The organism is Collinsella sp. AM23-17 (assembly GCF_003470945.1).
In the GTDB taxonomy this organism is placed as follows: Bacteria; Actinomycetota; Coriobacteriia; order Coriobacteriales; family Coriobacteriaceae; genus Collinsella; species Collinsella aerofaciens_O.
Map to the genome: position 1 here is coordinate 30,699 of NZ_QRHU01000015.1, position 22,611 is coordinate 53,309.

Here is a 22,611-nt window from a genome sequence, read left to right on the forward strand (position 1 = left end):
GCCATGTCGCTGCGCGGTGGAATCGGTTTGCCCGAGCTTCCTCTAGAGGACGGGCAGGAGTTTAGGCTTGGCATTATGGGTGGCACCTTTGATCCCATCCATTACGGGCACCTGGTGACCGCCGAGCAGGCGCGCGAGTCGCTCGACTTGGACGCTGTGCTCTTTATGCCGGCGGGCTCTCCTGCCTTTAAGCTTGACAAGCCGGTGACGCCTGCCGAGGACCGTTACGCCATGACGGTCCTCGCCACCGCCGCGAACCCGGCCTTTTTGGCGAGCCGGTTCGAGATCGACCGTCCGGGCGTAACCTATACGGCCGATACGCTTCATGCCCTTCGCGACTTTTACCCGCCGCAGGTAAAGCTCTACTTTATTACGGGCGCCGACGCGATTATCGATATTGTGACCTGGCATGATGCCGAACGAATCGCTGAGCTTGCTACCTTTATTGCGGCGACACGACCGGGCTTTGATATCGATACGGCGCGTGCCCGAATCAAAGAGTCGGGGCTGCCGTTCGACGTGCGCTATATTCAGATTCCGGCGCTGGCGATCAGCTCGACGAACATTCGCAAGCGAGTTGCCCGCGGTATGAGCGTGCGCTATCTTACGAGCGAGTCCGTGCTCGGCTACATTCGCAAACGCAGGCTATATGCCGATTTGGGCCAAGAAGATTTTGAGTGATGGGGGTCTACGTTGTCGGTAGAGGATCAGTTTGAGGGCGATGAGCACGCGCTGCTCAAGCGCATTCAAGAGCTGCTCGATGTTCGAATGAAGGATAAGCGCAAGCGCTATGTGCATTCGCTGGGTGTTGCCGAGACCGCACTTCATCTGGCCGAGGTCTACGGCGTTGACCGCTTTGATGCCGCTGCTGCCGGTCTGATCCACGACTGGGACAAAGTGCTCTCCGACGACGAGCTGGTTACGCGCGCTCTGCATTACGGCATTAAGATTGCCGGCTCTCCTTCCGCCGCGACGCCGCTTTTGCATGGTCCTGTTGCCGCCTATGAGCTTCCGCAGCTTTTCCCCGAGTTGTCGCCTGCTGTTTTCCAGGCTGTCGACCGTCACACCGTTGGCGCCTGCGACATGACGCCGCTCGATATGGTGGTCTTTGTGGCCGATGCCATCGAGCCCAACCGTCACGGCGACTATGCCCATGCGCTGCGCAAGATGGTGAGGAAGTCCTCGCTCGATGAGTTGTTCTTCTCCTGTTTTGCGCAGGGTCTGGTCTATGTGATCCAGTCCGGGCGCTATCTTTATCCCACGGCTATTACGATTTACAACCATTACGCCCAGCTGCGCTAGCTCGGGTGTGTCTAGAAAGAGGTATTCCATGGCCGATGAGACCATGACCGACGAGCAGATTCTTGAAGGTGTGGAGCACAAGAGCTTCGTTGCCACGTCCGACCGCACCGCTGCCTCGCTGTCCACGAGCGGTGTCGCCGCCGAGGATGTCGCCCGCGCCGCCGCGCAGGCCGCCTACGACAAGAAAGGCGAGGACGTGCAGGTGCTCGATCTGACCGAGCTCTCCGACGTGTGCGATTACTTTGTGCTCGCCACCGGTACCAATAACCGTCAGGTCGATTCGATCGTCGACGAGATCGAGGAGAAGGTCGTCGAGGCTTGCGGCGAGCATCCGTTCTCCATCGAGGGCCGTGAGCAGAAGACCTGGATGCTCATGGACTACGGTTCGGTTGTCGTCCACGTCTTCACTCCCGAAGCCCGCGACTTCTACCGCCTCGAGAAACTCTGGGGAGACGCTCCGCAGCTCCCCCTCAATCTCCTCTAGTAGCTCATTTGAGACGGGGGTTTTAGCTACCCTCACGCATATCGCCGGGCAGTTGCGGTTTTCCGCACCTGCCCGGCTCTCTTTTTGCCCAAAGGCGGTTAATCGTTGAAGCGGGATTGGCGGCCGAAGGATAGGGCGGTGTCGCCGAACTTGTCGCGGACGGCGTCAATTGCGACGGAGAGGTCGCGTCGGTCGCTGGATTGGGCCCCGCGGTCATCGACTTCGCAGAACAGGTCGGTTTGGATACCGCCCTGATGGTCAAAGTCGCTCATCCCGATACCCGCCAGACGCACATGCATGCCTTCCTGCCAGATGTTGTCGAGCAGTTCGAGCGCAACCGCCACAAAGATGTTCTCATCGTCGGTCGGATGAGGCAGCCGGCGCTGTGCCGAGCGACCGCTTCCATACGAATACTTGAGCTTGAGCGTCACCGTGGCGCCCGTCAGTCCCTGACGGCGCAGGCGGCGTCCCACTGACTCGCCCAACAGCGCAATCGCCGCTTCGATGTCCCCGCGCTCAGTCAAATCTTTCGCAAAGGTGCGCTCATTGCTCACCGATTTAACCTCACGCTCTTCATCGAGACTTGTGACTTCGGAGATTTCGAGTCCCAGCGCACGCTGGCGCATGCGTTCGCCGTTGACGCCAAAAATAGAGGCCAAGGTGGATTCCGGTGCACGTGATAGCTCGCCGAGCGTGTAGATGCGCATACGGCGCAGTCGCTCCTCGGCCGAGCGCCCGATGCCGCTCATGGCAGACACTGGTAGCGCGGCCAAAAAGCGCTGTTCCGTCCCGGGGCGCACAATCGTCAATCCAAACGGCTTGTCACGCTCGCTTGCGATCTTTGCGACCGTCTTGTTGCAGCCCACGCCAATGGAGCAGGTCACTCCCAGCGCTGCCACGCGGTCGCTTATACGCCGCGCAACCAGTCGCGGGTCTTCGGGCGCAAAGCGACCCGGTGTGATATCGATAAAGGCTTCGTCGATGGATACGCGCTCTACGCGCGGCGTTTCCTCGGCAAGAATCGCCATGACCTGCGCGCTCACCTCGCGGTAGCGATCAAAGTGCCCGTGCGTCCAAATGGCTTGCGGGCACAAGCGCCGCGCCTCGGCCGAGGCCATGGCAGAGTGCACGCCAAAGCGACGCGCCTCATACGAACACGTGGACACGACGCCACGCGAATCGGCGTCTCCGCCCACGATGAGCGGCTTTCCGCGCCATTCGGGATGATCGAGCATCTCCACGCTCGCAAAAAACGCATCGAGGTCCATGAGGCCCACCGCCGGACCCGTCCAGGGAGGCGGCGTGACGCCCATGGCATCCTCATAACCGTATGTATGTTCGCGTATTTCCATGTCATGAGTATACCGCGCAGCTCATGTGGGGTGCGTGTATGTGCTTGCAAATCCCGAATTCTTGTCTAAGATATGGATTTGCCCTCGACTACACCGAAGAAGTTGGTCTCACGGACTTCACCTGCCCGCGTCGATGGCGTATTATGTTCAACTGTTTGTTTGTAGTTGCAGCCTAAAGCTGCTTGGTTGGAGGAGTTTCCTTTGGCAGTCAAGATTCGCCTTGCTCGTCACGGCGCTAAGAAGCGTCCGTACTACCGTGTCGTCGTCGCCGATTCCCGCGCCCCGCGTGACGGTCGTATCATCGAGGAGGTTGGCCGCTACAACCCGATGACCGCCCCCAAGACCATCAACCTCGACCTCGAGAAGATCGCCGACTGGCAGTCCAAGGGCGCTCAGCTCACCGACGCCGTCGCCGCTTTGGTCAAGGCTGCCAACGAGGGCGAGAAGACCGAGACCGTCGTCAAGAAGTCCAAGAAGCAGCTCGCCAAAGAGGCTGAGGCCGCTAAGGCTGCCGCTGAGGCCGCTGAGGGCGCCGAGGAGTAAATCGTGCCTGAGGTTGACGCTGCACAGCTCGAGGGTGAGGCAATGCTCTCAGATCGCATCGCCGATCTCGTCGAATATCTCGTTGTTCAGATCGTCGACGACCCGGATTCCGTGAGCCTTGAGGTCATCGATGGTGACGACGCCTCTACGATTGAGGTTTCTGTCACCGAGGATGACGTCGCTAAGGTCATCGGCCGTCGTGGCCGTACCATCAAGGCCATTCGCACGCTCGCCCGTGCACTGGCCGCTCGCCTCGACACTGCTGTCGAGGTAGAGGTTCTGGGCTAGGACCTTGAGGTCCCAGTACAAAAACATCGCCCGTGTGGTCAAGCCGCACGGAAGGAAGGGGGAGGTCCTCGCGCAGCCGCTGCGGGGGCTTCCTTCTGTATTAGAGCCGGGTATGCGCGTCGCCCTGACGCCGCCGGCGCTCAAGCGCGACCGCTTTTGCACGGTCGTGTCCGTCACCGATACGGGCGATGGCGATCTGGTCTCGTTTGAGGGCATTGACGACTTGACGGCCGCCGAGGGCATCACGGGATGCTATGTGTTGACAAATCGTGACGATTTTGAGCTCGATTCACTCGACGCCGCCTATACCGACCTGATGGGTCGCGAGGTGGTCGACGAGCGCTTCGGTTCACTCGGCACGATCGTCGAGATCATGTCGACGCCCGCTAACGATGTTTGGGTTGTCGAGGGTGATCGGTACGGCGAGGTACTGATTCCCGTGATCGAGCAGGTTGTGCTCGATCTTCCCGACACAGGAACAATTTCCGTCCACGTTATGGACGGCCTGATCGATATGGACAAGTAGGGAGGACAACATGCTGATTGAGACCCTTTCGGTCTTTCCCGAGATGTTTGAGCCCGTCATGTCCACATCGATTTTGGGCCGCGCCCGCAAGGCCGGCCTTTTTGATTTTAAGGCGTATAACCTGCGCGACTGGACGCACGACCGCCATCGTACCGTCGATGACGAGCCGTACGGCGGCGGGCAGGGCATGCTCATGAAGGTCGAGCCTATTGCCGAGGCCATCGAGGCTATTAGCTCCGAGGGTCCTAAGCCCACCGTGGTGTTTTTTACCCCCTGTGGCGAGCCCTTTACACAGCATGTGGCCGAGCGCCTGCTCAAAAGCGAGCGCTTGCTGTTTGTGTGCAGCCGTTACGAGGGTGTCGACGAGCGTGCCTATGCGTATGCCGACGAGCGCCTGTCGATCGGCGATTACGTGCTCACGGGCGGCGAGCTTCCCGCTATGGTCGTTGCCGATGCCGTCGTACGCCTGATTCCCGGCGCCCTTGGTGACGAGATGAGCAACGTGGACGAGTCGTTCTCGACCGCCGAGGACGGAGGCCTGCTCGAGTATGCGCAGTACACTCGCCCTGCTGAATTCAACGGCGAGGGCGTGCCGCCGGTGCTCGTGAGCGGTGACCATGCCAAGGTTGACGCCTGGCGCCGTAAGAATGCCATCGAGCGCACCTGTCACTGGCGTCCCGACCTGATCGAGACGGCGCGGCTCACGCCCCAGGAGCGTGCATATGCGCAGGAGATCCTTGACGCTTCGTATTCGCAGAGCAAGGAGTGAGTATGGTTCCTACGCAACATTCCGCGTTGAGGGGCGCTTTTGAGTGGATCGCGGTCATCGCGATCGCGCTTGTGGCCACCTTCCTGATCCGCACCTTTGTGGTCGAGCCCTTTGTGGTGCCCACCGGCTCTATGGAGGACACAATCGAGATTGGCGACCAGATCCTGGCGCAAAAGGTGAGCCTCGAGCTCGGTCAGCCCGTCAAGCAGGGCGATATCGTGGTGTTTCACAACCCCGATGGCACCTCCGAGCATGATGTTCTTGTCAAGCGCGTTATTGCCACGGCCGGCCAGACGGTCGACCTGCAGGACGGCAAGGTGGTCGTTGACGGCCAAGCGCTCGACGAGGACTATACGGCGGGCATGAGCTGGCCACTTTCGGTCCAAGCGCCCGGCGCCCAGGTGAGCTATCCCTACACCGTCCCCGACGGGTGTGTGTGGGTGATGGGCGACAACCGAGAGAACTCAGCCGACTCCCGCTATTTTGGGCCGGTCGACCGCTCCGATTTAATGGCCGTGGCACTCGTTCGCTACTGGCCGCTCAACCGCATCGGCGCTATCGACTAAAAACCGCTATAGTACAGTACCTAACCGTGTAATCGTTTCGACGAGGGGATATTAGAGGCATGAACGCTTCATCGCTTTCCTTCCAAGACATCATCCTGCGCCTCCAGCAGTACTGGGGCGAGCAGGGCTGCGTCATTATGCAGCCCTATGACTCCGAGGTCGGTGCCGGTACCTTCCATACCGCGACCACGCTGCGCTCGCTCGGTCCCGCCGAGTGGCGCACCTGCTATGCGCAGCCCTGCCGCCGTCCCGCCGACGGCCGCTACGGCGAGAACCCCAACCGCATGCAGCACTACTATCAGTTCCAGGTGCTCATCAAGCCCTCGCCGGTTAACGCCCAGGAGCTCTACCTGGGTTCGCTGGCCGCCATTGGCCTGGACCCCAACGACCATGACGTCCGCTTTGTCGAGGACGACTGGGAGAGCCCGACGCTGGGCGCCTGGGGCCTTGGCTGGGAGGTCTGGCTCAACGGCATGGAGGTCACGCAGTTTACGTACTTCCAGCAGGTGGGCGGTATCGAGGTCGACCCCGTGCCCGTCGAGATCACCTATGGCCTGGAGCGTATCGCCATGTACGCCCAGGGCGTCAACTCGGTCTACGACCTGGTGTGGAGCTACCTGCCCGACGGAACGCCCATGACCTATGGCGACGTGTTCCTCGAGAACGAGCGCGAGTTCAGTGCCTATAACTTTGAGGTCGCCAACGTCGAGATGATGCGTCAGAAGTTTGACGACTACGAGGCCGAGTGCCATTCCTGCCTGGAGCGCAAACTGCCGCTGCCCGCATACGACTGTGTCATGAAGTGCAGCCACGCTTTCAATCTGCTCGATGCCCGCGGCGCGCTGTCCGCGGTCGAGCGTGCTAACTACATCCTGCGCGTCCGCGCCGTCGCTAAGGCGTGCTGCGAGGCCTACATGGCCGAGGTCGCCGGAGTCAACGAGAATGCCGACCAGGAAGGCGAGGTGGCGTAAGCCATGGCAGACGCTAAGGATTTCCTGTTTGAAATTGGTACGGAGGAAATGCCCTCCGCACCGTTGAACAATGCCGTCAAGCAGCTTGGCACCATGATCGCCAAGGGTCTCGACGAGGCCGGTCTGGCCCACGGCGAGGTCCGTGTGATCTCGAGCCCGCGTCGCCTGGCTGCGCTCGTTGCCGACGTCGCCACCGCGACTGATGAGGTTCACGAGGTCAAGCGCGGCCCCGCGGCCAACATCGCCTTCGACGCTGACGGTAACGCCACCAAGGCCGCCCAGGGCTTCGCCCGCAAGTGCGGTGTGGCTGCCGAGAATCTGGTTCGTCGCGAGGACACCGACGGCCGAGAGTACGTCTTTGCCGAGAAGAACATTCCTTCCGCTCCGGCCACCCCGATCCTGACGGCCCTGTGCGAGAAGACCATCGCCGGCCTGCAGTGGCCCAACTACCGTTCTCAGCGCTGGGGCCACGAGCACGCCACGTTCGTGCGTCCGGTCCGCTGGATCTGCTGCCTTTTGGGCGAGGACGTCGTGCCCGTGTCGTTTGCCGACGTGACGAGTGGCAACACCACGCGCGGCCATCGCGTCCTGGGCCCCGGTGACCATGTGGTCGCCAGCCCCGCTGTTTACGAGCAGGTGCTCGAGGACGCCGGCGTGCTTTCTGCCGAGCGCCGTCGTGAGGCCATCCTTGCCGGTATCGCCGAGGTCGAGGCCGCCCGTCCTGGCTGCCACGTCGATACGCCCAAGAAGGTCTTCGAGGAGGTCATCAACCTCTGCGAATGGCCGACGGTGCTCGTCGGTACCTTCGATGAGGAGTTCCTCAAGGTCCCGCACGAGATCATCTGCGAGTCTATGCTCACCAACCAGCGCTACTTCCCGATTTATGACGGCGAGGGCAAGCTGACGCGTGAGTTCGTGGTCGTCTCCAACAGCAAGCCCGAGAATGCCGAGCGCGTGATTGACGGCAACGAGCGCGTCGTGCGCGCCCGTCTGGACGACGCCAAGTTCTTCTACGAGGAGGATCTGAAGATCTCCCTCGACGAGTTCCGTGAGCGCCTGGCCAAGGTCGCCTTCCAGGAGAAGCTCGGCAGCGTGCTTGCCAAGTCCGAGCGTATTGAGCAGCTCGCGCTCGCTATTGCCCGCGAGGCTCACCTGGGTGCCCATCTGGCCGCTGATGCCGGCCGCGCCGCACATCTGTGCAAGGCCGACCTGGTGTCCAACGCCGTCGTCGAGTTCACGAGCCAGCAGGGCGTGATGGGCGGTTATTATGCCTCCGCGATGGGGGAGAACGACGAGGTCGCCCACGCCATTCGCGATCACTATCGTCCCCGCTTTGCCGGCGACGAGCTGCCCGAGGGCACCGCTGGCTGCATCGTGGCCTGCGCCGACAAACTCGATACCATTGCCGGTATTTTTTCCATCGGCGAGCCCCCGACCGGCTCTTCCGACCCGTACGCGCTGCGTCGCGCCGCTATCGGCATCATCAACATCCTGCGCGATCGTCTGCCGATCGACCCCACGTCGCTCATCGACTTTGCCCTCGAGCTCTACAGCGAGCAGGGCATTGAGTTTGACGCCGCCGCGGTCTCCCAGCAGGTTCGCGACTTCTTCCACGGCCGTCTGGTGAGCATGGCCCGTGACGAGAAGATCCCGGCCGATACCGTCGCCGCCGTATCCGCGGTGCACATCATTGCCCCGTCGGTCTTCTTCGCCCGCTGCGCCGCCCTCGACGAGGCCCGCAAGAACGACGCCGAGACCTTCGACAACCTGGCGACTGCCTACGCCCGCGCCGCGCATATCTCCAAGCCCGAGCTGGGTGTGGAGTACGACCGCAGCCTGATGGGCGAGGTCGAGCTTGCACTTGCCGACGCCTCCGAGTTCGCTCAGACCGCTGTCGATGCCGCCCTTGCTGCCGAGGATTACCCTGCCGCGTTTGCCGCTCTGGCCGCCCTGCGTGCCCCCATCGACCGTTTCTTTGATGAGGTTATGGTCATGGACAAGGACGAACAGCTTCGCGATAATCGCCTTAAGCTGCTCAACCGCTTCGAGGCCGTTTTCTCCGGCATCGCCAACATTGGTGAGCTTGCCCGCAAAAAGTAAGCTAGCCTGCGCATAAGCGTAAAAGGAGCCCCGCATGGATTGCCCGGTCACCGCTCGTCCCACCGTTATCGTTATCTCCGACTCGCTCGGTGATACCGCTTGTGAGGTGGTGCTTGCGGCGTCCGGGCAATTTGATGAAGGGGCTTTTCGTGTTTTACGTCTGCCTAAGGTGACCTCGGTGGAGCAGGTCAAGTCGTTTGTGGGCCCGCGAGTCGATGCCGACCATCGCGATATCGCCGTGTTCCATACCATCGTCGACCCGGGGCTTCGTGCTCGCGTGCTCGACTACTTGGGCATGCTGCATATTCGCTCGGTTGACCTGATCGGGCCGTCGCTCGCGGTGCTGTCGTCCCTCATCGGTATGCCGCCCAAGGGCGTTGCGGGCGTGATTCACAAGACCGACGATCGCTATTTCCACCGTATCGAGGCCATGGAGTACTTTGTCGAGCACGATGACGGACGTGGCTGCGATGATCTGTCGGGTGCCGATATTGTGCTGCTGGGCGTGTCACGCACATCCAAGACGCCGCTGTCGATGTATTTGGCCTATCAGGGCTATAAGGTCGCCAATGTTCCGCTGGCGCACGGTATGGAGCCGCCCAAGTCGATTTACGAGGTCGATCCGATGCGTCTTTTCGGTCTGATTTCGACCGTCGATGTGATTTCCGAGATTCGCGATAGCCGCCTGGGCGACGACTATGCCCGTGCCGTTGCGGGCTCCTATGCCGAGCCTGAGAGTGTACGCAGTGAGCTCGAGGAGGCTCGCGCCCTCATGAAACGTCTGGGTTGCTTTGTGGTTCGCACCGACGGCAAGGCGATCGAGGAAAGCGCCTCCGAGATCATCGCTCACCTCGAAGAGATTCAAGAGGCAAGAGCCCACCGTGCCGCCCTCCGCGCTCAACAAAAGTAGCTAATTTGGGACGGGGCTTTTTTAGCTACCCTGGCTGAGGTTACGAGCTCTTTGGCCGATTGCCTGCGGGGGCAGCTAAAAAAGCCCCATCCCAAATTAGCTACTTATGATAAACCGATTTAGCAGTATTTCTTACATCTGACCTGCGAGTTCCTTTGTTGGTATCTTCATAAGGTAACCACCTTTACCTACCGTTTACCGCAGGTTTTAGCACGTTTACCAAACCGCGCATCCTCTGCTCAAGCCCGTTCAAATCCCGCCGTATAGTTCCCTCACGGCCCGCATCCGGCGGGTCGATTCGTTACCACGGTCGTGCGCGAGAGCGCATGGAAGGGGAAGTATCGTGAGCGATTGCAAGAGGGTTTACCGTTTTGGAACCGATGCCCAGGGCACTTGTGTCACCGAGGGCGACAAGTCCATGAACTTCGTGCTTGGCGGCAAAGGCGCGAACCTTGCCGAGATGAGCCGTATCGGCCTGCCGGTTCCCGGTGGCTTTACCATTACCTGCCAGACCTGCGTTGAGTACTCTGGTGCCGGCAACGTGTGGCCGGAGGGCGCGCTCGACGAAATCGTTGCCGCCGAGGTCGACCTCGAGGCCCGCTGCGGCAAGAAGCTCGGCGATGCCTCCGATCCGCTGCTCGTGTCGGTTCGCTCGGGCGCTCCGTTTTCCATGCCCGGCATGATGGATACGGTTCTCAACCTGGGCCTCAACGACGATTCCGTCCAGGGCCTTATCGCCCAGACGCAGAACCCGCGCTTTGCCTGGGATAGCTATCGTCGCTTTATCCAGATGTTCTCCAACGTCGTCATGGGTGTCGATGCCGACTTGTTCGAAAACGCCCTGACCCAGGCCCGCCTGGTCGCCGGCGTTCGCGTCGACTCCGAGCTATCGGCCGAGGACCTGCAGGAGCTCGTCGAGACCTTTAAGAGCATTTTCTCTGAGAACGTCGAGGCCGCCCTGTACCCCGAGCTCGAAGACGCCGACGGCAAGCCCGTCTTCCCACATGATCCGGAGCTCCAGCTGCGCCTTGCCATTCAGGCCGTCTTTGGCAGCTGGATGAACGAGCGTGCCTGCATCTACCGCAAGCAGCACGGCATTTCCGACGACCTTGGCACCGCTGTCAACGTCCAGGCTATGGCCTTTGGCAATAAGGGCGAGACCTCGGCGACCGGCGTCGCCTTTACGCGCAATCCGGCCGACGGCACCAAGGAGTTCTACGGTGACTTTCTGGTCAACGCTCAGGGCGAGGACGTCGTCGCCGGCATCCGTAACACCGAGCCCATCGCCGACCTCAAGACCACCCCGGGCCTCGAGTCCGCGGGTGAGGAGCTTGAGCGTGTCTTCCTGACGCTCGAGGATCACTACCGCGACATGTGCGATATCGAGTTCACTATCGAACAGGGTAAGCTCTGGATGCTCCAGACCCGCGTGGGCAAGCGTACCGCAACCGCCGCCCTGCGCATCGCTATCGAGATGGTCGGAGAAGGCCTCATCACCCGTGAGGAGGCCGTGAGCCGCATCGACCCCGCGCAGCTCGACCAGCTCCTGCACCCGCAGTTCGACTCCTCCAAGAAGTACGAGGCGCTCGCATGTGGCCTTAACGCCAGTCCCGGTGCCGCTGTGGGCGAGGTCGTGTTCTCGAGTGACGACGCCGTCGCACGTTCCTCCGAGGGTCAAAAGGTCATTCTGGTCCGCTGGGAGACCAACCCCGACGACCTGAAGGGTATGGTCGCCGCCGAGGGCATCTTGACGAGCCACGGTGGTAAGACGAGCCATGCCGCCGTTATCGCCCGTGGCATGGGTACCCCCTGCGTCTGCGGTGTCGAGCGTTTCCATATCGACGCGGCCGAGAAGGTCGTGCGTATCGAGGGCAGCGATCGCGTGCTGCACGAGGGCGACATCATCTCCATCGACGGAACCCAAGGCATTGTCGTTGATGGCGCTGTCGATTTGGTTTCCGCTGAGCTCACCGGCGACCTGGACACCATCCTGTCCTGGGCCGACGAGATCCGCCTGGACGAGACCGCAGGCCACGCCAACCACGTGCGCGTCAACGCCGACAACCCCGAGGATGCCGAGCTCGCGCTCGAGTTTGGCGCCGAGGCCATCGGCCTGTGCCGCACCGAGCACATGTTCCTGGGCGATCGCAAGAACATCATCCAGAGCTTTATCCTTTCTGGCGATGAGGCCGTGAAGCAGCAGGCCCTGGCCGATCTGCTCAAGGTTCAGACCGAGGACTTCTTGGCGATGTTCAAGACCATGTCCGGTCGCGATGTGGTCGTTCGCCTGCTCGATCCGCCGCTTCATGAGTTCCTGGATGATCCTCGCGAGCTTGAGGTCGCCATCACCAAGAAGGAGGCCGCCGGCGCCAGCGAGGAAGAGCTCGCCGCCCTGCGTGCCCGCCTGCGTCGTATCGACGGCATGGTTGAGTCCAACCCGATGCTCGGCCTGCGCGGCGTACGCCTGTCCGTCGTCTTCGGTGACCTGCCGCTCATGCAGGTTCGTGCCGTGGCAACGGCTGCCGCCCGCCTTATCAAGGAAGGCGTCGACCCGCGTCCCGAGATTATGGTCCCGCTCGTTTCCATTACGGCCGAGCACGTTCAGACTCGCGAGGTCATCGAGCGCGTGATTGCCGAGGTTTCCTCCGAGGAAGGTGTCGAGCTCAACATTCCCGTGGGCACGATGCTCGAGCTGCCGCGCGCCTGCATGGTCGCCGACGAGATTGCGCAGCACGCCGACTTCTTCTGCTTTGGCACCAACGACCTTACGCAGACGACTTTTGGTTTCTCGCGTGACGACGCCGAGGCCAAGTTCATCCCGCTGTACATGCATAAGAAGATCTTGAAGGACAACCCCTTCGAGACCATCGACTCGGCGGTGCTGGAGCTCGTGCGCATGGCCGTCGAGAAGGGCCGCGCTACCAACCCCGGCATGCACTTTGGCGTGTGCGGTGAGCACGGCGGCGACCCTAAGTCCATCAAGGGCCTGTTCAACGTTGCCGATGTGGACTATGTGTCCTGCTCGCCTTACCGCGTGCCCCTGGCGCGCCTGGCTGCCGCTCAGGCCAAGCTCGAGGCCAAGCGTTCCGCTTAACCGAGTCGCGTTCCATTTGCGCCTTTTATGCCCCCCTTCGCGCCGTCGCGCCCCCTGTGGACGCGGCGGCGTTTTACGTTGGTCCAATACATTGGCAACTGACGGGAGGACTGCGATGAAAAACCTCACCAGGTATTTGCAACGAGCGCGTCGTGGAGCACGGATGACCCTGTGCTGGGTGGTCGTTGCGGTCACGGCGCTTTGCGGGATGCCGACAGCCGGTTTTGCCCTTCAGGATGAATCACGCGACGAGCTCTATGGCGACGTGGTCAACCCGCTCACCATTACGGTCAACGATCGCGACTGCACGTTTGTAGATATCGATGACGGCAAGCTCGAGGGCCGTACCTCGATGTACGACAACGTCTCGTTCTACACGGCCGCCGTCAAAAAGGTGCTGCCTAACTGGGCATCGCTTGCCTATAACATCCTTGGCTATGGCGGAGGCGACGACTCCAAGGACTTTTTGTACTGGGACCACGCCGGTAAGGGCTTTGAGAAGGACTTCGGTAAGGGTCACTACATCTATCTGTATGATGCGCTTTCGGGCGGCAACGGTGAACATTCCGACGGCGCCGACAAGTCCATTCAAAGTGGCCTGACGTCGGCGAAAGGTCTGAACGCGGTCTATGAGCGCCTGACCGAAGATATCGCCGACTGCATCGGCCACAAGCTGACCGGCGAGGATTTTCGTAAATACGTGCCACTCGACGGCCTGTCGCAAGACACGAGCGAGCAAGACGTGATCTATGCCACCATCGCGTGCGTGGATAAGCTCGGCGGCACCTATCAGTACGATTTCAATGGCTTTGGCATCGCGTTCTATAACTTTAGAGTTCAGCAGCTCAACAGCGTGAACAAGCTCAACTGTGCGCCCGAGGACGCGCCGGGCTATTCCTTTGTCGATTCTAAGACCGAGCAGGAGCTCGTAACCTCGGCACTTAACGTCGGCTATGAGGACGCCTCGCAGAGTATCACGCTCGCCCGCGGTACCGAGGAGACGGTCGGCACGACCACTTCTGAATCCGCATCGTATTCCAAAGGCGGCTCGTGGGGCGCATCGGTGAGCCTCAAGGAGTCGCTTGGCGTGCCCGGAACGGTGAGCGAGGAGATCGAGACCTCGTTTTCGGCCGAAACCACGATGTCCCAGTTGTGGGAGGCGAGCAAGACCGAGGAAAAGTCGATCACCACGACGGACAATCAATCGGTCACCGTCAATATGACGATCCCGGCGCACACGCAGGTCAATAGCAAGCAGACGAGTTCTACCACAACGCTTTCCGAGGACTATGACCAGCCGGTGGGCGTGACGTTCGACGTGATCATCTTTAACATGAACGGCGAGTGCTACGACGACAACGCCGCCGTGCAGGAGTTCCATACCGCCGGTTATGACCAGCGCTCGTTCTACACCACCTTTGGCGATCAGTCGACCGACGCCGTGCAGAACCTGTTCCTGCGCTCAATCGCCCATCGTGGCGACGACGGCTACGATACCACCGCCGGAAACGTCACGAGCTGGTCGTATCGCACCAACAACCACATGGTGCGCGCCATCGATTGGAATTCGGTCCTGGCCGATCGCGAGGTGCCTTCGCGCAACGGTGGCGCCCCGCGCACGTGCAACGTGCTCAACGACATGGCCGCGACCTATCCCATGTCCATTACGGGTTCCAATCTGTCGTTTGAGTCGGTGACGGTCGATACGCAGCTGGGTACGCCGCAGCCTATTAAGCCCATCTCCAAGATTCTCGTGTCGCTGCAGACCGATAAGACCCGAAGGCTTACGGTTGGAGACGAAGACTCCATCTCTTCCTATCGCGTGCGTGCAAGGGATGAGGACGATGTTGACTACTACGGCTTTGTGAAGTCGTCGGGCGACTGGCGCGTGGTCGATAAAAAGGGCAAGGAATGCAAGTCCGACGTCATCGAGATCCAGACCGACCCTGTCACCCACGAGCAAGTCGTGGTGGGTAAAAAGGCCGGCACCGCCTACGTAAAGTACTTTATCCCCGAGGACACCTATGTGGACGTGAACGGGCATGTCTCGACCAATGACGAGATCGACGCCGCGGCCTATAAATATAAGATAAGTGACGTGGCGCCCGAGCCGTTTAACGGCAGTATCAAACTCGAGGGCTCGGCGCAGACCGTCGTCGGCGTCGAGGAAAATCTCAACGGTATCGAAGGCCTGACGGCTACGGTCTATGACACGACGGGCAAGGAAGTCGATAGAGTCTGCTGCTGGGAGGCCCAGGAGCTCGAGAGCAAGGGCATTTCGGTCGCGACAGACGGCACGATGACCGTCTCGCAACCGGGCACCTTCCATGTTCGCGCCTTTATTGACGGCGTGTATTCCGATTGGGCCGAGGTCATCGCCGCACCTGCACCGGTCGACCCAATGACGACCGTGGTCGAGACACCGGTGAGTGTTACGTCCGTATCTTCGGGGGATTCTTCGGCAACGACGGATAGCACGGCTCCTGCGCAGGGAGAGCATGCCGCTTCCGAAGCGAACGCGGCCGAGTCTGCTCCGGCGAGCGACGATGCCACCGCATTGGCTGATGACACCGTGCCCGCTGCCGCGAAGGATGCCTCGCCGATTCCTACGGGCCTCGTTACCGTTTTGACCGATATCTGCCGTTACGGCATCGATCACGGCCTCATCAGCACATCAAACAAGGAAGAGATGACCAAGCAGGACTTCGACATCTTGGGCATCCTGTACCTGATGGCGGACAGCCAGGACCTGGTGCCCCAAGACGCCGAGGACGCGATGAGCGAATGGGCCCATGACAACTATAATGACGAAGAGCTTGCCACCTGGAAGCAGCATGCGCTTTCGGTGCTGCTCGAATACGGCTATATCGCGCCCGGAACGACCGTGACGACGCCGACGACTGATGCTGCGGACGGCGCATAAGTGCAGAAAGAGTGCGTGTTTTTGTCTTTTTGCGCACGGGCAAAATAGTTCTTGCAGCCAAGGTCGTGGCGTGTATACTCGAATACGTTTGTTCAACTACGTGCCGGCCAAGGTGGTACGGCACCTCTAGAAGAGTAAGGAATTGCACATGGATTACATCCGCGCAATCGAGCGTCAGCAGATCCGCGAGGACATCCCGCAGGTCCGCGTTGCCGACAACGTCAAGGTTCACTACCGCATTAAGGAAGGCGACCGCGAGCGCATCCAGGTTTTCCAGGGTGACGTCATCCGCATGGCCGGCGCCGGTGCCCGTGAGACCTTCACCGTCCGCAAGATTTCCTTCGGTGTCGGTGTTGAGCGTACCTTCCCGCTTCACAGCCCCAAGATCGCCAAGCTCGAGGTCGTCCGTCATGGTCGCGTCCGTCGCGCCAAGCTGTACTACCTCCGCGACAAGGTGGGCAAGGCTGCTCGCATCCCCGAGAAGCGCTAAGAAGATCGCAGCGTCTGTCCACTCGTTTGGACAAAAGGGTCACCTTCGGGTGGCCCTTCTTTTTATCTGATTTGCATGCAAGGAGGCCCCGATATGGCCAACATGACGAGCTCGGTTTCGGCATCGCAGGTTGCCGGCGAGCTGGCGAGCGCCACGTTTGAGGAGATTCCCGCCCTCGTGGAGCATTATCGCGAGGATCCGCGCCAGCAAGTGATCAAGGCTTGCGAGCGCGCCCTTAAGCGCCATGCCAAGGAACTTGCCGAGCGCGAGCGCGTCAACGGTATGTACGAGCTGATGCACGAGCTCGGTGGGGATGGCGTGGTCGTGGGTGTCGACGAGGTGGGTCGCGGCTCGGTGGCCGGTCCTTTGACGGTGTGCGCCGTGTGCCTTCCCATGGAGCCGCGCGTCTGGGGCATCAACGATTCCAAAAAGCTCACGCCGGCGCGCCGCGAGCTGCTCTCGGTGAAGATTGCCGAGGTCGCGACGGCGATTGGTTTTTGCCATATCGCGCCTGCCGATATCGACGATATGGGCATGGCCCGCGCCATCCGCGCTGCCGTCGCGGGCGCCGTGGCCGATACGGGGCTCGACCCCGATTGCGTGCTTATGGACGGTAACCCCTTGGGCGCCGTTCCCAACGAGCGCGACGTGGTGAAGGGCGATGCCAAAATCGCCTGTATCGCCGCGGCGTCCATCATGGCCAAGGTCACGCGTGACGAGATGATGGTCGAGTACGACGCCGAGTACCCCGAGTATCATTTGGCCGAGTCGAAGGGCTACGCAAGTCCCGAGCACATCGAGGCGATTCGCAAACATGGACTTTGTCCGCTGCATCGTGTGAGCTTTTGCGGAAACTTTCTGCAGACTGAGCGCCTTTTCTAGGCCAATTGTGGAGACAGGGACCTCTGGCGTTTTATAAACCTGCTGGTAGCGGGCCGTGTGCAACGTGATAGTTGCGTACGGCCCGTTTTTTGTCGGTATTTGGTCAGCTTTTGGTTTGTTTCCGGTACTTACCCGCATGAAAGGCGCCCTCATCATCGGGGCAATGCAGTGTGCGGGAAAGGAGACCCCATGTGTGCCGCAAGCAAAAAGAGCAAGACGCAGCAACTCAAGGAGCGCTGGGAAGACGGCGAGCTCGACTGCGGGGCGATTACGCCCGAGTTTATCAAGGGGCTCAGTCCCCGCGAGCTCGGCATGCTGGGCGAGCTGATCACCATCGATTACTTTAACGAGCGTGGATACACCTTGTTGGAGCAGGGCTATCGTTGCATTGAGGGCGAAGCCGATCTGGTGCTGCTCGATGAGCTCGATGATGTCGTGGTGATGGCCGAGGTCAAGACGAGACGCGTCGCCCTGGATTGCACCACGCGGGTCTTTCCCGAGGAGGCCGTGGACGCCCAAAAGCAGCGTCGGTATCGCCGTATCGCAAGTTGCTATCTCATGGAGCATTATCCGCTCAAGGCGATTCGCTTCGATGCCGTGGGCGTCACCATTCGTGGCGGGCATATCGCCGAGATCGAGCATCAGTACAACGCGTTCGATTGGCAGGTGTCGTGATGGCGTTCGAGACGTTTGCCGTTCACGCGGCCTGCATCCGCGGCGTCGAGGCGATTCACGTCACGGTCGAGGTCTCGCTTGCCGGTGGCGTTCCGGGCATCCAGATGCTCGGCATTCCGAGCATGGAGGTGATGGAGTCACGCGGTCGTATTCGCTGCGCGATGCGCTCCGCCGGGTTCGAGATCCCGCGCTCGGGCATTACGGTCAATCTGGCGCCTGGCGATATTCGCAAGACCGGTAGCGGCTTTGATCTGCCCATCGCCATCGCGGTATTGGCGGCCGATGGTCAGATTCCCCGCGACAACCTCGATCGTTGTCTTATCGCTGGTGAGCTTGGCTTGGACGGTACGGTGCTTCCTGTCAAGGGCGAGGTGGCGTTTCAGCTATTGGCGCGTGATATGGGGCTGTCCTTTATCGCCGGCAGGTCCGATCAGCATGTGCCGCTTGCGGGCGTGGATTGTGGATTCATCGATCATTTGTCTCAGCTTGCCCATGGCATGGGCGATGCCGCGCGGCACTACTTGGATTCTGAAGTGCTCGAGGCGACCTTTGAGCCCGAGCTCGACTATGCCGACGTACTGGGGCAGGAGGTCGCCAAGCGCGGCATGGCGCTTGCGGCGGCAGGAGAACTCGGCTTGCTCATGATCGGGTCCCCGGGATCGGGCAAGACGATGCTCGCGCGTCGTATGACCGGCATCCTGCCCGAGCTTTCCGTTGAGGATCAACAGGAGGCGTTGTGCATCCATTCGGTTTTGGGTGAGAACATTGATGGCTTGTTGGCGGGGCACCGGCCCTTCCGCAGTCCCCATCACAGTATTTCGACCGCAGGTCTTATCGGCGGTGGGCGCCCGGTGCACCCGGGTGAGATCAGCCTTGCTCATGGCGGCGTGCTATTTTTGGACGAGCTTGCTGAGTTTCCCACGGGTGTGCTGCAGACGCTGCGTCAGCCCATCGAACGCGGCTACGTCAGGATCGTACGCGTCGACGGGGCTTTTACCTTCCCGTCGCGCTTTCAGCTGCTGGCTGCGAGCAATCCCTGCCCCTGCGGCTTTTTGGGCGATCGTGAGGTACCGTGTCGCTGCTCGGCGGCGATGGTCGAGCGCTATCGGTCTAAACTGCGCGGTCCTTTGGCCGACCGTATCGACATGATGATCGATGTGACCCGTCCCGACCCTCAGGTGATTATCGAGGGCGCGGAGGGTATGTCGTCAGCTGAGTTACGTGACTACGTTGTGCGCGGTCGCGCTTTTCGCGCTTGGCGCGAATCCCGTATGGACGATGCTGATGCCGAGGCCGAGGATGACGAGACACGGTCCATTGACGGCGTCGTTTCGACCTTTGAGCTCGATGATGCGGCGGAGAAGTGTGTGCTCGGCCTGTCGAAGCGCACGCATCTCACGGGCCGCGGCATCGTGCGCCTGGTGCGTATCGCGCGTACCATCGCCGACGTCGCCGAGAGCGAGCAAGTGACGCAGGACCACGTGCTCGAGGCGGCGATGTACCAGGGAAGGAGGGACCAATGATGGCCGAGGGGACCTTCGAGCTGCATCCAGGTGACGCGTTGTATCCCGAGACCGTTTTGGAGCTTTCTGATGTGCCCCAGACACTCTATGTGCGCGGCAACCCCGAGGTGCTTTCGACGCCCGCGCTCTCCATCATCGGCGCGCGCAAGGCCTCTCCGTATGGTCTTGCCGTGGCAGAGCTTGCGGCAAAGGTTGCGGTCGAGGCGGGCGTGACGGTAGTTTCGGGCGGCGCGGTCGGTTGTGACCAGGCCTCGGGTTGGGCTGCGGTCAATGCCGGCGGCAAACACGTCGTGGTGCTGGGGACGGGCGCCGACGTGGTCTACCCGCGTTCGAGCGCGGGGCTTATTACGCGCACGCTCGATACGGGTGGCGCGGTCGTGTCGATCTCTCCGTGGGGCATGGGTCCGCGCAAGTTTGCCTTTCCGCGCCGCAATCGCGTAATCGCGGCCCTGTCGCAAGCCCTCTTTGTATCCGAGGCGGGTATGCCTTCCGGGACGTTTTCTACAGCCGAGGCTGCTATGGATTTGGGGCGAGAACTTCTTGCCGTGCCAGGGTCGATCCTATCGCCCGAGTCGCGTGGCACGAATTACCTCATTGCGAACGGTGCCTGCTGCATCATCGACGAGGAATCTATCGAGATGGCTATTTCACGCATCTACGGCACCCTGCGCTACTCGCGCCCCGATGCTCCCGGCATTGCCGACCTGGATCAAACACAGCAGACCGTGATGCATGCGCTCATCGCCTCTCCGCTCAAGGTCGACGACATCGCGGCGCTTGTCTCGCTCGATGCCGTCGGAGTGCTCAAGCTCTTGGGCTCGCTTGAGCTCGAGGGCCTTATCGAGCGCATGATGGATGGAAGGTATGCGCCCTCCAAGTTTGCCCTTCACGCCCAGACACCCTTCGGTCACAATGGAAAACGTGTCAATTAGAAAGGTGTTTGCAGATGCTGTTTGATCAGGTGACGGTTATCGGTGGCGGTCTGGCGGGTTCGGAATGCGCGATCCAGCTGGCAGACCGCGGGTTTGCCGTAAAGCTGTGCGAGATGCGCCCCCAGGTGAGCTCCCCGGCCCACCATACCGATCACCTGGCAGAGCTCGTCTGCTCCAATTCGTTTAAGTCGACCCGTCCGGATTCTGCGGCTGGTTTGCTGAAGGCCGAGCTTGAGCGCATGGGCTCGGCCCTGTTCGATTGCGCCCATCGTGCGGCCGTTCCCGCCGGCGGGGCCCTGGCGGTCGACCGTGTCAAGTTTTCCGAGCTTGTCGAGGCCGAGGTTGCCGCCCGTCCCAATATCGAGATCATTCATGGCGAGGTCACGCAGATTCCCGAGGGCCATGTGGTCATTGCCGCTGGCCCCTTGTGCTCGCCGGCACTGAGCGAAGAGGTCATGAAGCTCGTCGGTGGCGACGCCCTTGCGTTCTTCGATGCCGCGGCGCCGATCGTCGATGCCTCCACGCTCGATATGGACGTGCTGTTCTCGCAGTCGCGCTACGAGGAACAGGGGAGCGGCGACTATCTCAACGCTCCACTCAATAAGGAGGAGTACGAGGCCTTTATCGAGGCGCTTACCACGGCCGACCGCGTGGTGCTCAAGGACTTTGAGGGCGGCGATCTGTTCCAGGCATGCCAGCCTGCCGAGGAGGTTGCGCGCACCGGCAAGGACGCCATTCGCTTTGGCGCCATGAAGCCCGTCGGCCTCACCGACCCGCGTACCGGACGTCGCCCCTGGGCGGCGATTCAACTGCGTGCCGAGAACAAGGAGAAGACCGCCTATAACCTGGTGGGCTTCCAGACCAACCTGACCTTTGGCGAGCAGAAGCGCGTCTTCCATATGGTGCCGGGTCTGGAGAACGCCGAGTTCTTCCGCTACGGTGTCATGCACCGCAATACCTTTGTCGACGCCCCGCACGTGCTCGATGGCACCTTTGCCGTGCCCGGTACCGGCGTGCGCCTTGCCGGCCAGATCACCGGCACCGAAGGCTATATGGAGGCCGTGGCGACCGGTCTGCTCGCCGCGCTCAACACCTATGCCGAGGCAATCGAGGCGGAGCCTGTTGAGCTGCCGCGCGCGGGCGCCCTGGGCGCGCTCGTGGGCTATGCGACCGATCCTGCCACCGTGGGCTACCAGCCCATGCACGTCAACTTTGGCTTGGTGCCGCCGCTCGAGGACGGCAAGCGCCGCAGTAAGCGCGACCGCTACCAGGCCTATGCGGACCGTGCGCTCGAGGTCCTTGATGCCTATCTGGCAACTCGCCCCGATCTGTTTGGAGGCGACCGGTCATAGCCTTTGACCTGTACGACACCGTCGACTCGTTTATCGCCTATATCGCACGTGTCGAGGGACTTTCTCCCAACACGGTGACGGCCTATGGCTCGAGGCTGGAGCGCTTTGCTGCCTGGTGCGAGCGCGAGGATATCGATGCTTTCGCTGCCGACGTGCGCACCATTCGTCGCTATCTTGCCGAGCTTTCGCGTGAGCAGGTGGCTCCCCGAACGCTTGCGGCGCATCTGTCGGCTATCCGATCGCTCTATCGATGGATGGCTGCCGAGGGGGTCGTGGAGGGCGATGTGGTCTCGGCAATTTCCTCGCCCAAGCTCCCGCGCGATCTACCCGGTGTGCTGACGACCCAACAGGTGGAGGCGCTGCTCAAGACGCCTGATACCTCAACACCCGCAGGACTGCGCGATGCGGCGATGCTCGAGCTGCTCTATGCCTCGGGCGCCCGTATCTCTGAGCTCGCAGCACTCAATGTGGAGTCCATCTCTTGGTCCGAATGCACGCTGCGCCTGTGGGGCAAGGGGAGCAAAGAACGTATCGTCCCTCTGTATCGTCGTGCGCTCGAGGCGACGCGCCTCTATATTGAGGAGGGGAGGCCGGAGTTGCTCGCTCAGGCAAAGCGTCGTGACCCCGCTACCGGGCCGCATCCGCTGCTTATATCGGCGCGCGGTAATCGCATGAGTGCCGCCATGCTCAGGCGGCGGTTTCATATGCTGGCGACGCTCGCCGGCATTCCGGCCGACATCGCCCCGCATGCGATGCGCCATACCTTTGCGACCGACTTGCTCGAGGGCGGCGCGGACCTGCGCTCGGTTCAAGAGCTGCTAGGTCATGCGAGCCTGTCCACGACGCAGATCTACACGCATCTCACACCCGATCGGCTCAAACGTGCCGTGGCTCAAGCCCATCCCCGCGGCGAATAGTGGCTGGGACGT

At 61.2% G+C, this 22,611-nt stretch carries 21 protein-coding genes; 20 read left to right on the forward strand and 1 reads right to left on the reverse strand.

Annotated features, from left to right (window positions below; translation table 11 throughout):
• The first annotated feature begins 3 nt into the window (after nucleotides 1-3).
• The 3 genes from nadD (at nucleotide 4) to rsfS (ending at nucleotide 1,786) form a co-directional block, all read left to right on the forward strand.
• Complete coding sequence (gene nadD / locus DW645_RS06820) at nucleotides 4-681, forward strand: nicotinate-nucleotide adenylyltransferase (protein ID WP_055285119.1); 678 nt, start codon at nucleotides 4-6, stop codon at nucleotides 679-681.
• Nucleotides 682-768: 87 nt separating this feature from the next.
• A complete protein-coding gene (gene yqeK / locus DW645_RS06825) occupies nucleotides 769-1,302 on the forward strand; it encodes a bis(5'-nucleosyl)-tetraphosphatase (symmetrical) YqeK (protein WP_199576452.1) in 534 nt (177 codons plus the stop codon).
• Between the two features lie 28 nt (nucleotides 1,303-1,330).
• Complete coding sequence (rsfS, locus tag DW645_RS06830; protein WP_118227000.1) at nucleotides 1,331-1,786, forward strand: ribosome silencing factor; 456 nt, start codon at nucleotides 1,331-1,333, stop codon at nucleotides 1,784-1,786.
• Nucleotides 1,787-1,884: 98 nt separating this feature from the next.
• Here the strand turns inward: rsfS and dinB are convergent, their stop codons facing one another.
• Complete coding sequence (gene dinB, locus DW645_RS06835) at nucleotides 1,885-3,138, reverse strand: DNA polymerase IV (RefSeq protein WP_117840316.1); 1,254 nt, start codon at nucleotides 3,136-3,138, stop codon at nucleotides 1,885-1,887.
• A gap of 201 nt (nucleotides 3,139-3,339) precedes the next feature.
• Between dinB and rpsP the strand changes: the two genes are divergently transcribed.
• The 17 genes from rpsP to DW645_RS06920 all read left to right on the forward strand — a co-directional run bounded on the left by rpsP (nucleotide 3,340) and on the right by DW645_RS06920 (nucleotide 22,599).
• The gene (gene rpsP / locus DW645_RS06840) at nucleotides 3,340-3,681 is read left to right on the forward strand and encodes a 30S ribosomal protein S16 (protein ID WP_022094749.1); all 342 of its coding nucleotides are present in this window, start codon (nucleotides 3,340-3,342) and stop codon (nucleotides 3,679-3,681) included.
• A 42-nt stretch (nucleotides 3,682-3,723) separates the two neighbouring features.
• On the forward strand, nucleotides 3,724-3,969 hold the full coding sequence (locus tag DW645_RS06845) for a KH domain-containing protein (protein WP_370448099.1): 246 nt from the start codon (nucleotides 3,724-3,726) through the stop codon (nucleotides 3,967-3,969).
• Nucleotides 3,970-4,003: 34 nt separating this feature from the next.
• Complete coding sequence (gene rimM, locus DW645_RS06850) at nucleotides 4,004-4,495, forward strand: ribosome maturation factor RimM (protein WP_233540733.1); 492 nt, start codon at nucleotides 4,004-4,006, stop codon at nucleotides 4,493-4,495.
• Nucleotides 4,496-4,505: 10 nt separating this feature from the next.
• A complete protein-coding gene (gene trmD / locus DW645_RS06855; protein ID WP_118227004.1) occupies nucleotides 4,506-5,264 on the forward strand; it encodes a tRNA (guanosine(37)-N1)-methyltransferase TrmD in 759 nt (252 codons plus the stop codon).
• Between the two features lie 2 nt (nucleotides 5,265-5,266).
• Nucleotides 5,267-5,830 carry a signal peptidase I gene (lepB, locus tag DW645_RS06860; protein ID WP_118227006.1) on the forward strand — a complete coding sequence of 188 codons (564 nt, stop codon included), beginning with the start codon at nucleotides 5,267-5,269 and terminating at the stop codon, nucleotides 5,828-5,830.
• Between the two features lie 59 nt (nucleotides 5,831-5,889).
• On the forward strand, nucleotides 5,890-6,801 hold the full coding sequence (locus DW645_RS06865; RefSeq protein WP_006236091.1) for a glycine--tRNA ligase subunit alpha: 912 nt from the start codon (nucleotides 5,890-5,892) through the stop codon (nucleotides 6,799-6,801).
• 3 nt (nucleotides 6,802-6,804) lie between these two features.
• Nucleotides 6,805-8,901 carry a glycine--tRNA ligase subunit beta gene (glyS, locus tag DW645_RS06870; protein ID WP_118227008.1) on the forward strand — a complete coding sequence of 699 codons (2,097 nt, stop codon included), beginning with the start codon at nucleotides 6,805-6,807 and terminating at the stop codon, nucleotides 8,899-8,901.
• A 34-nt stretch (nucleotides 8,902-8,935) separates the two neighbouring features.
• Nucleotides 8,936-9,811, forward strand: coding sequence for a pyruvate, water dikinase regulatory protein (locus DW645_RS06875; protein ID WP_118227010.1), 876 nt, complete (start codon nucleotides 8,936-8,938; stop codon nucleotides 9,809-9,811).
• A gap of 343 nt (nucleotides 9,812-10,154) precedes the next feature.
• Nucleotides 10,155-12,905, forward strand: coding sequence for a pyruvate, phosphate dikinase (ppdK, locus tag DW645_RS06880; RefSeq protein ID WP_118227012.1), 2,751 nt, complete (start codon nucleotides 10,155-10,157; stop codon nucleotides 12,903-12,905).
• Between the two features lie 163 nt (nucleotides 12,906-13,068).
• Nucleotides 13,069-15,828: a hypothetical protein gene (locus tag DW645_RS06885; protein ID WP_118227014.1), complete on the forward strand. Its 2,760-nt coding sequence runs from the start codon at nucleotides 13,069-13,071 to the stop codon at nucleotides 15,826-15,828.
• A 148-nt stretch (nucleotides 15,829-15,976) separates the two neighbouring features.
• Entirely contained in the window at nucleotides 15,977-16,318 is a 342-nt protein-coding gene (gene rplS, locus DW645_RS06890) for a 50S ribosomal protein L19 (RefSeq protein WP_117583231.1), read from the forward strand.
• 93 nt (nucleotides 16,319-16,411) lie between these two features.
• On the forward strand, nucleotides 16,412-17,200 hold the full coding sequence (locus DW645_RS06895) for a ribonuclease HII (protein WP_118227015.1): 789 nt from the start codon (nucleotides 16,412-16,414) through the stop codon (nucleotides 17,198-17,200).
• A 189-nt stretch (nucleotides 17,201-17,389) separates the two neighbouring features.
• On the forward strand, nucleotides 17,390-17,875 hold the full coding sequence (locus tag DW645_RS06900; protein ID WP_118227017.1) for a YraN family protein: 486 nt from the start codon (nucleotides 17,390-17,392) through the stop codon (nucleotides 17,873-17,875).
• On the forward strand, nucleotides 17,875-19,398 hold the full coding sequence (locus DW645_RS06905) for a YifB family Mg chelatase-like AAA ATPase (RefSeq protein ID WP_117766659.1): 1,524 nt from the start codon (nucleotides 17,875-17,877) through the stop codon (nucleotides 19,396-19,398). Before DW645_RS06900 ends, DW645_RS06905 begins: the two co-directional genes overlap by 1 nt.
• Nucleotides 19,398-20,330: a DNA-processing protein DprA gene (locus DW645_RS06910; protein ID WP_117839912.1), complete on the forward strand. Its 933-nt coding sequence runs from the start codon at nucleotides 19,398-19,400 to the stop codon at nucleotides 20,328-20,330. Before DW645_RS06905 ends, DW645_RS06910 begins: the two co-directional genes overlap by 1 nt.
• A gap of 14 nt (nucleotides 20,331-20,344) precedes the next feature.
• Nucleotides 20,345-21,682, forward strand: a complete 1,338-nt coding sequence (gene trmFO, locus DW645_RS06915) for a methylenetetrahydrofolate--tRNA-(uracil(54)-C(5))-methyltransferase (FADH(2)-oxidizing) TrmFO (RefSeq protein ID WP_118227019.1) — start codon at nucleotides 20,345-20,347, stop codon at nucleotides 21,680-21,682.
• Nucleotides 21,683-21,690: 8 nt separating this feature from the next.
• Nucleotides 21,691-22,599: a tyrosine recombinase gene (locus DW645_RS06920; RefSeq protein WP_370448100.1), complete on the forward strand. Its 909-nt coding sequence runs from the start codon at nucleotides 21,691-21,693 to the stop codon at nucleotides 22,597-22,599.
• Nucleotides 22,600-22,611 lie beyond the last annotated feature (12 nt).

Coding starts and splice junctions, on each gene's coding strand:
- nadD (WP_055285119.1), top strand. CDS start 4: ATGTCGCTGCGCGGTGGAATCGGTTTGCCCGAGCTTCCTCTAGAGGAC.
- yqeK (WP_199576452.1), top strand. CDS start 769: ATGAAGGATAAGCGCAAGCGCTATGTGCATTCGCTGGGTGTTGCCGAG.
- rsfS (WP_118227000.1), top strand. CDS start 1,331: ATGGCCGATGAGACCATGACCGACGAGCAGATTCTTGAAGGTGTGGAG.
- dinB (WP_117840316.1), bottom strand. CDS start 3,138: ATGGAAATACGCGAACATACATACGGTTATGAGGATGCCATGGGCGTC.
- DW645_RS06845 (WP_370448099.1), top strand. CDS start 3,724: ATGCTCTCAGATCGCATCGCCGATCTCGTCGAATATCTCGTTGTTCAG.
- trmD (WP_118227004.1), top strand. CDS start 4,506: ATGCTGATTGAGACCCTTTCGGTCTTTCCCGAGATGTTTGAGCCCGTC.
- lepB (WP_118227006.1), top strand. CDS start 5,267: ATGGTTCCTACGCAACATTCCGCGTTGAGGGGCGCTTTTGAGTGGATC.
- DW645_RS06865 (WP_006236091.1), top strand. CDS start 5,890: ATGAACGCTTCATCGCTTTCCTTCCAAGACATCATCCTGCGCCTCCAG.
- glyS (WP_118227008.1), top strand. CDS start 6,805: ATGGCAGACGCTAAGGATTTCCTGTTTGAAATTGGTACGGAGGAAATG.
- DW645_RS06875 (WP_118227010.1), top strand. CDS start 8,936: ATGGATTGCCCGGTCACCGCTCGTCCCACCGTTATCGTTATCTCCGAC.
- DW645_RS06885 (WP_118227014.1), top strand. CDS start 13,069: ATGACCCTGTGCTGGGTGGTCGTTGCGGTCACGGCGCTTTGCGGGATG.
- rplS (WP_117583231.1), top strand. CDS start 15,977: ATGGATTACATCCGCGCAATCGAGCGTCAGCAGATCCGCGAGGACATC.
- DW645_RS06895 (WP_118227015.1), top strand. CDS start 16,412: ATGGCCAACATGACGAGCTCGGTTTCGGCATCGCAGGTTGCCGGCGAG.
- DW645_RS06900 (WP_118227017.1), top strand. CDS start 17,390: ATGTGTGCCGCAAGCAAAAAGAGCAAGACGCAGCAACTCAAGGAGCGC.
- DW645_RS06905 (WP_117766659.1), top strand. CDS start 17,875: ATGGCGTTCGAGACGTTTGCCGTTCACGCGGCCTGCATCCGCGGCGTC.
- DW645_RS06910 (WP_117839912.1), top strand. CDS start 19,398: ATGGCCGAGGGGACCTTCGAGCTGCATCCAGGTGACGCGTTGTATCCC.
- trmFO (WP_118227019.1), top strand. CDS start 20,345: ATGCTGTTTGATCAGGTGACGGTTATCGGTGGCGGTCTGGCGGGTTCG.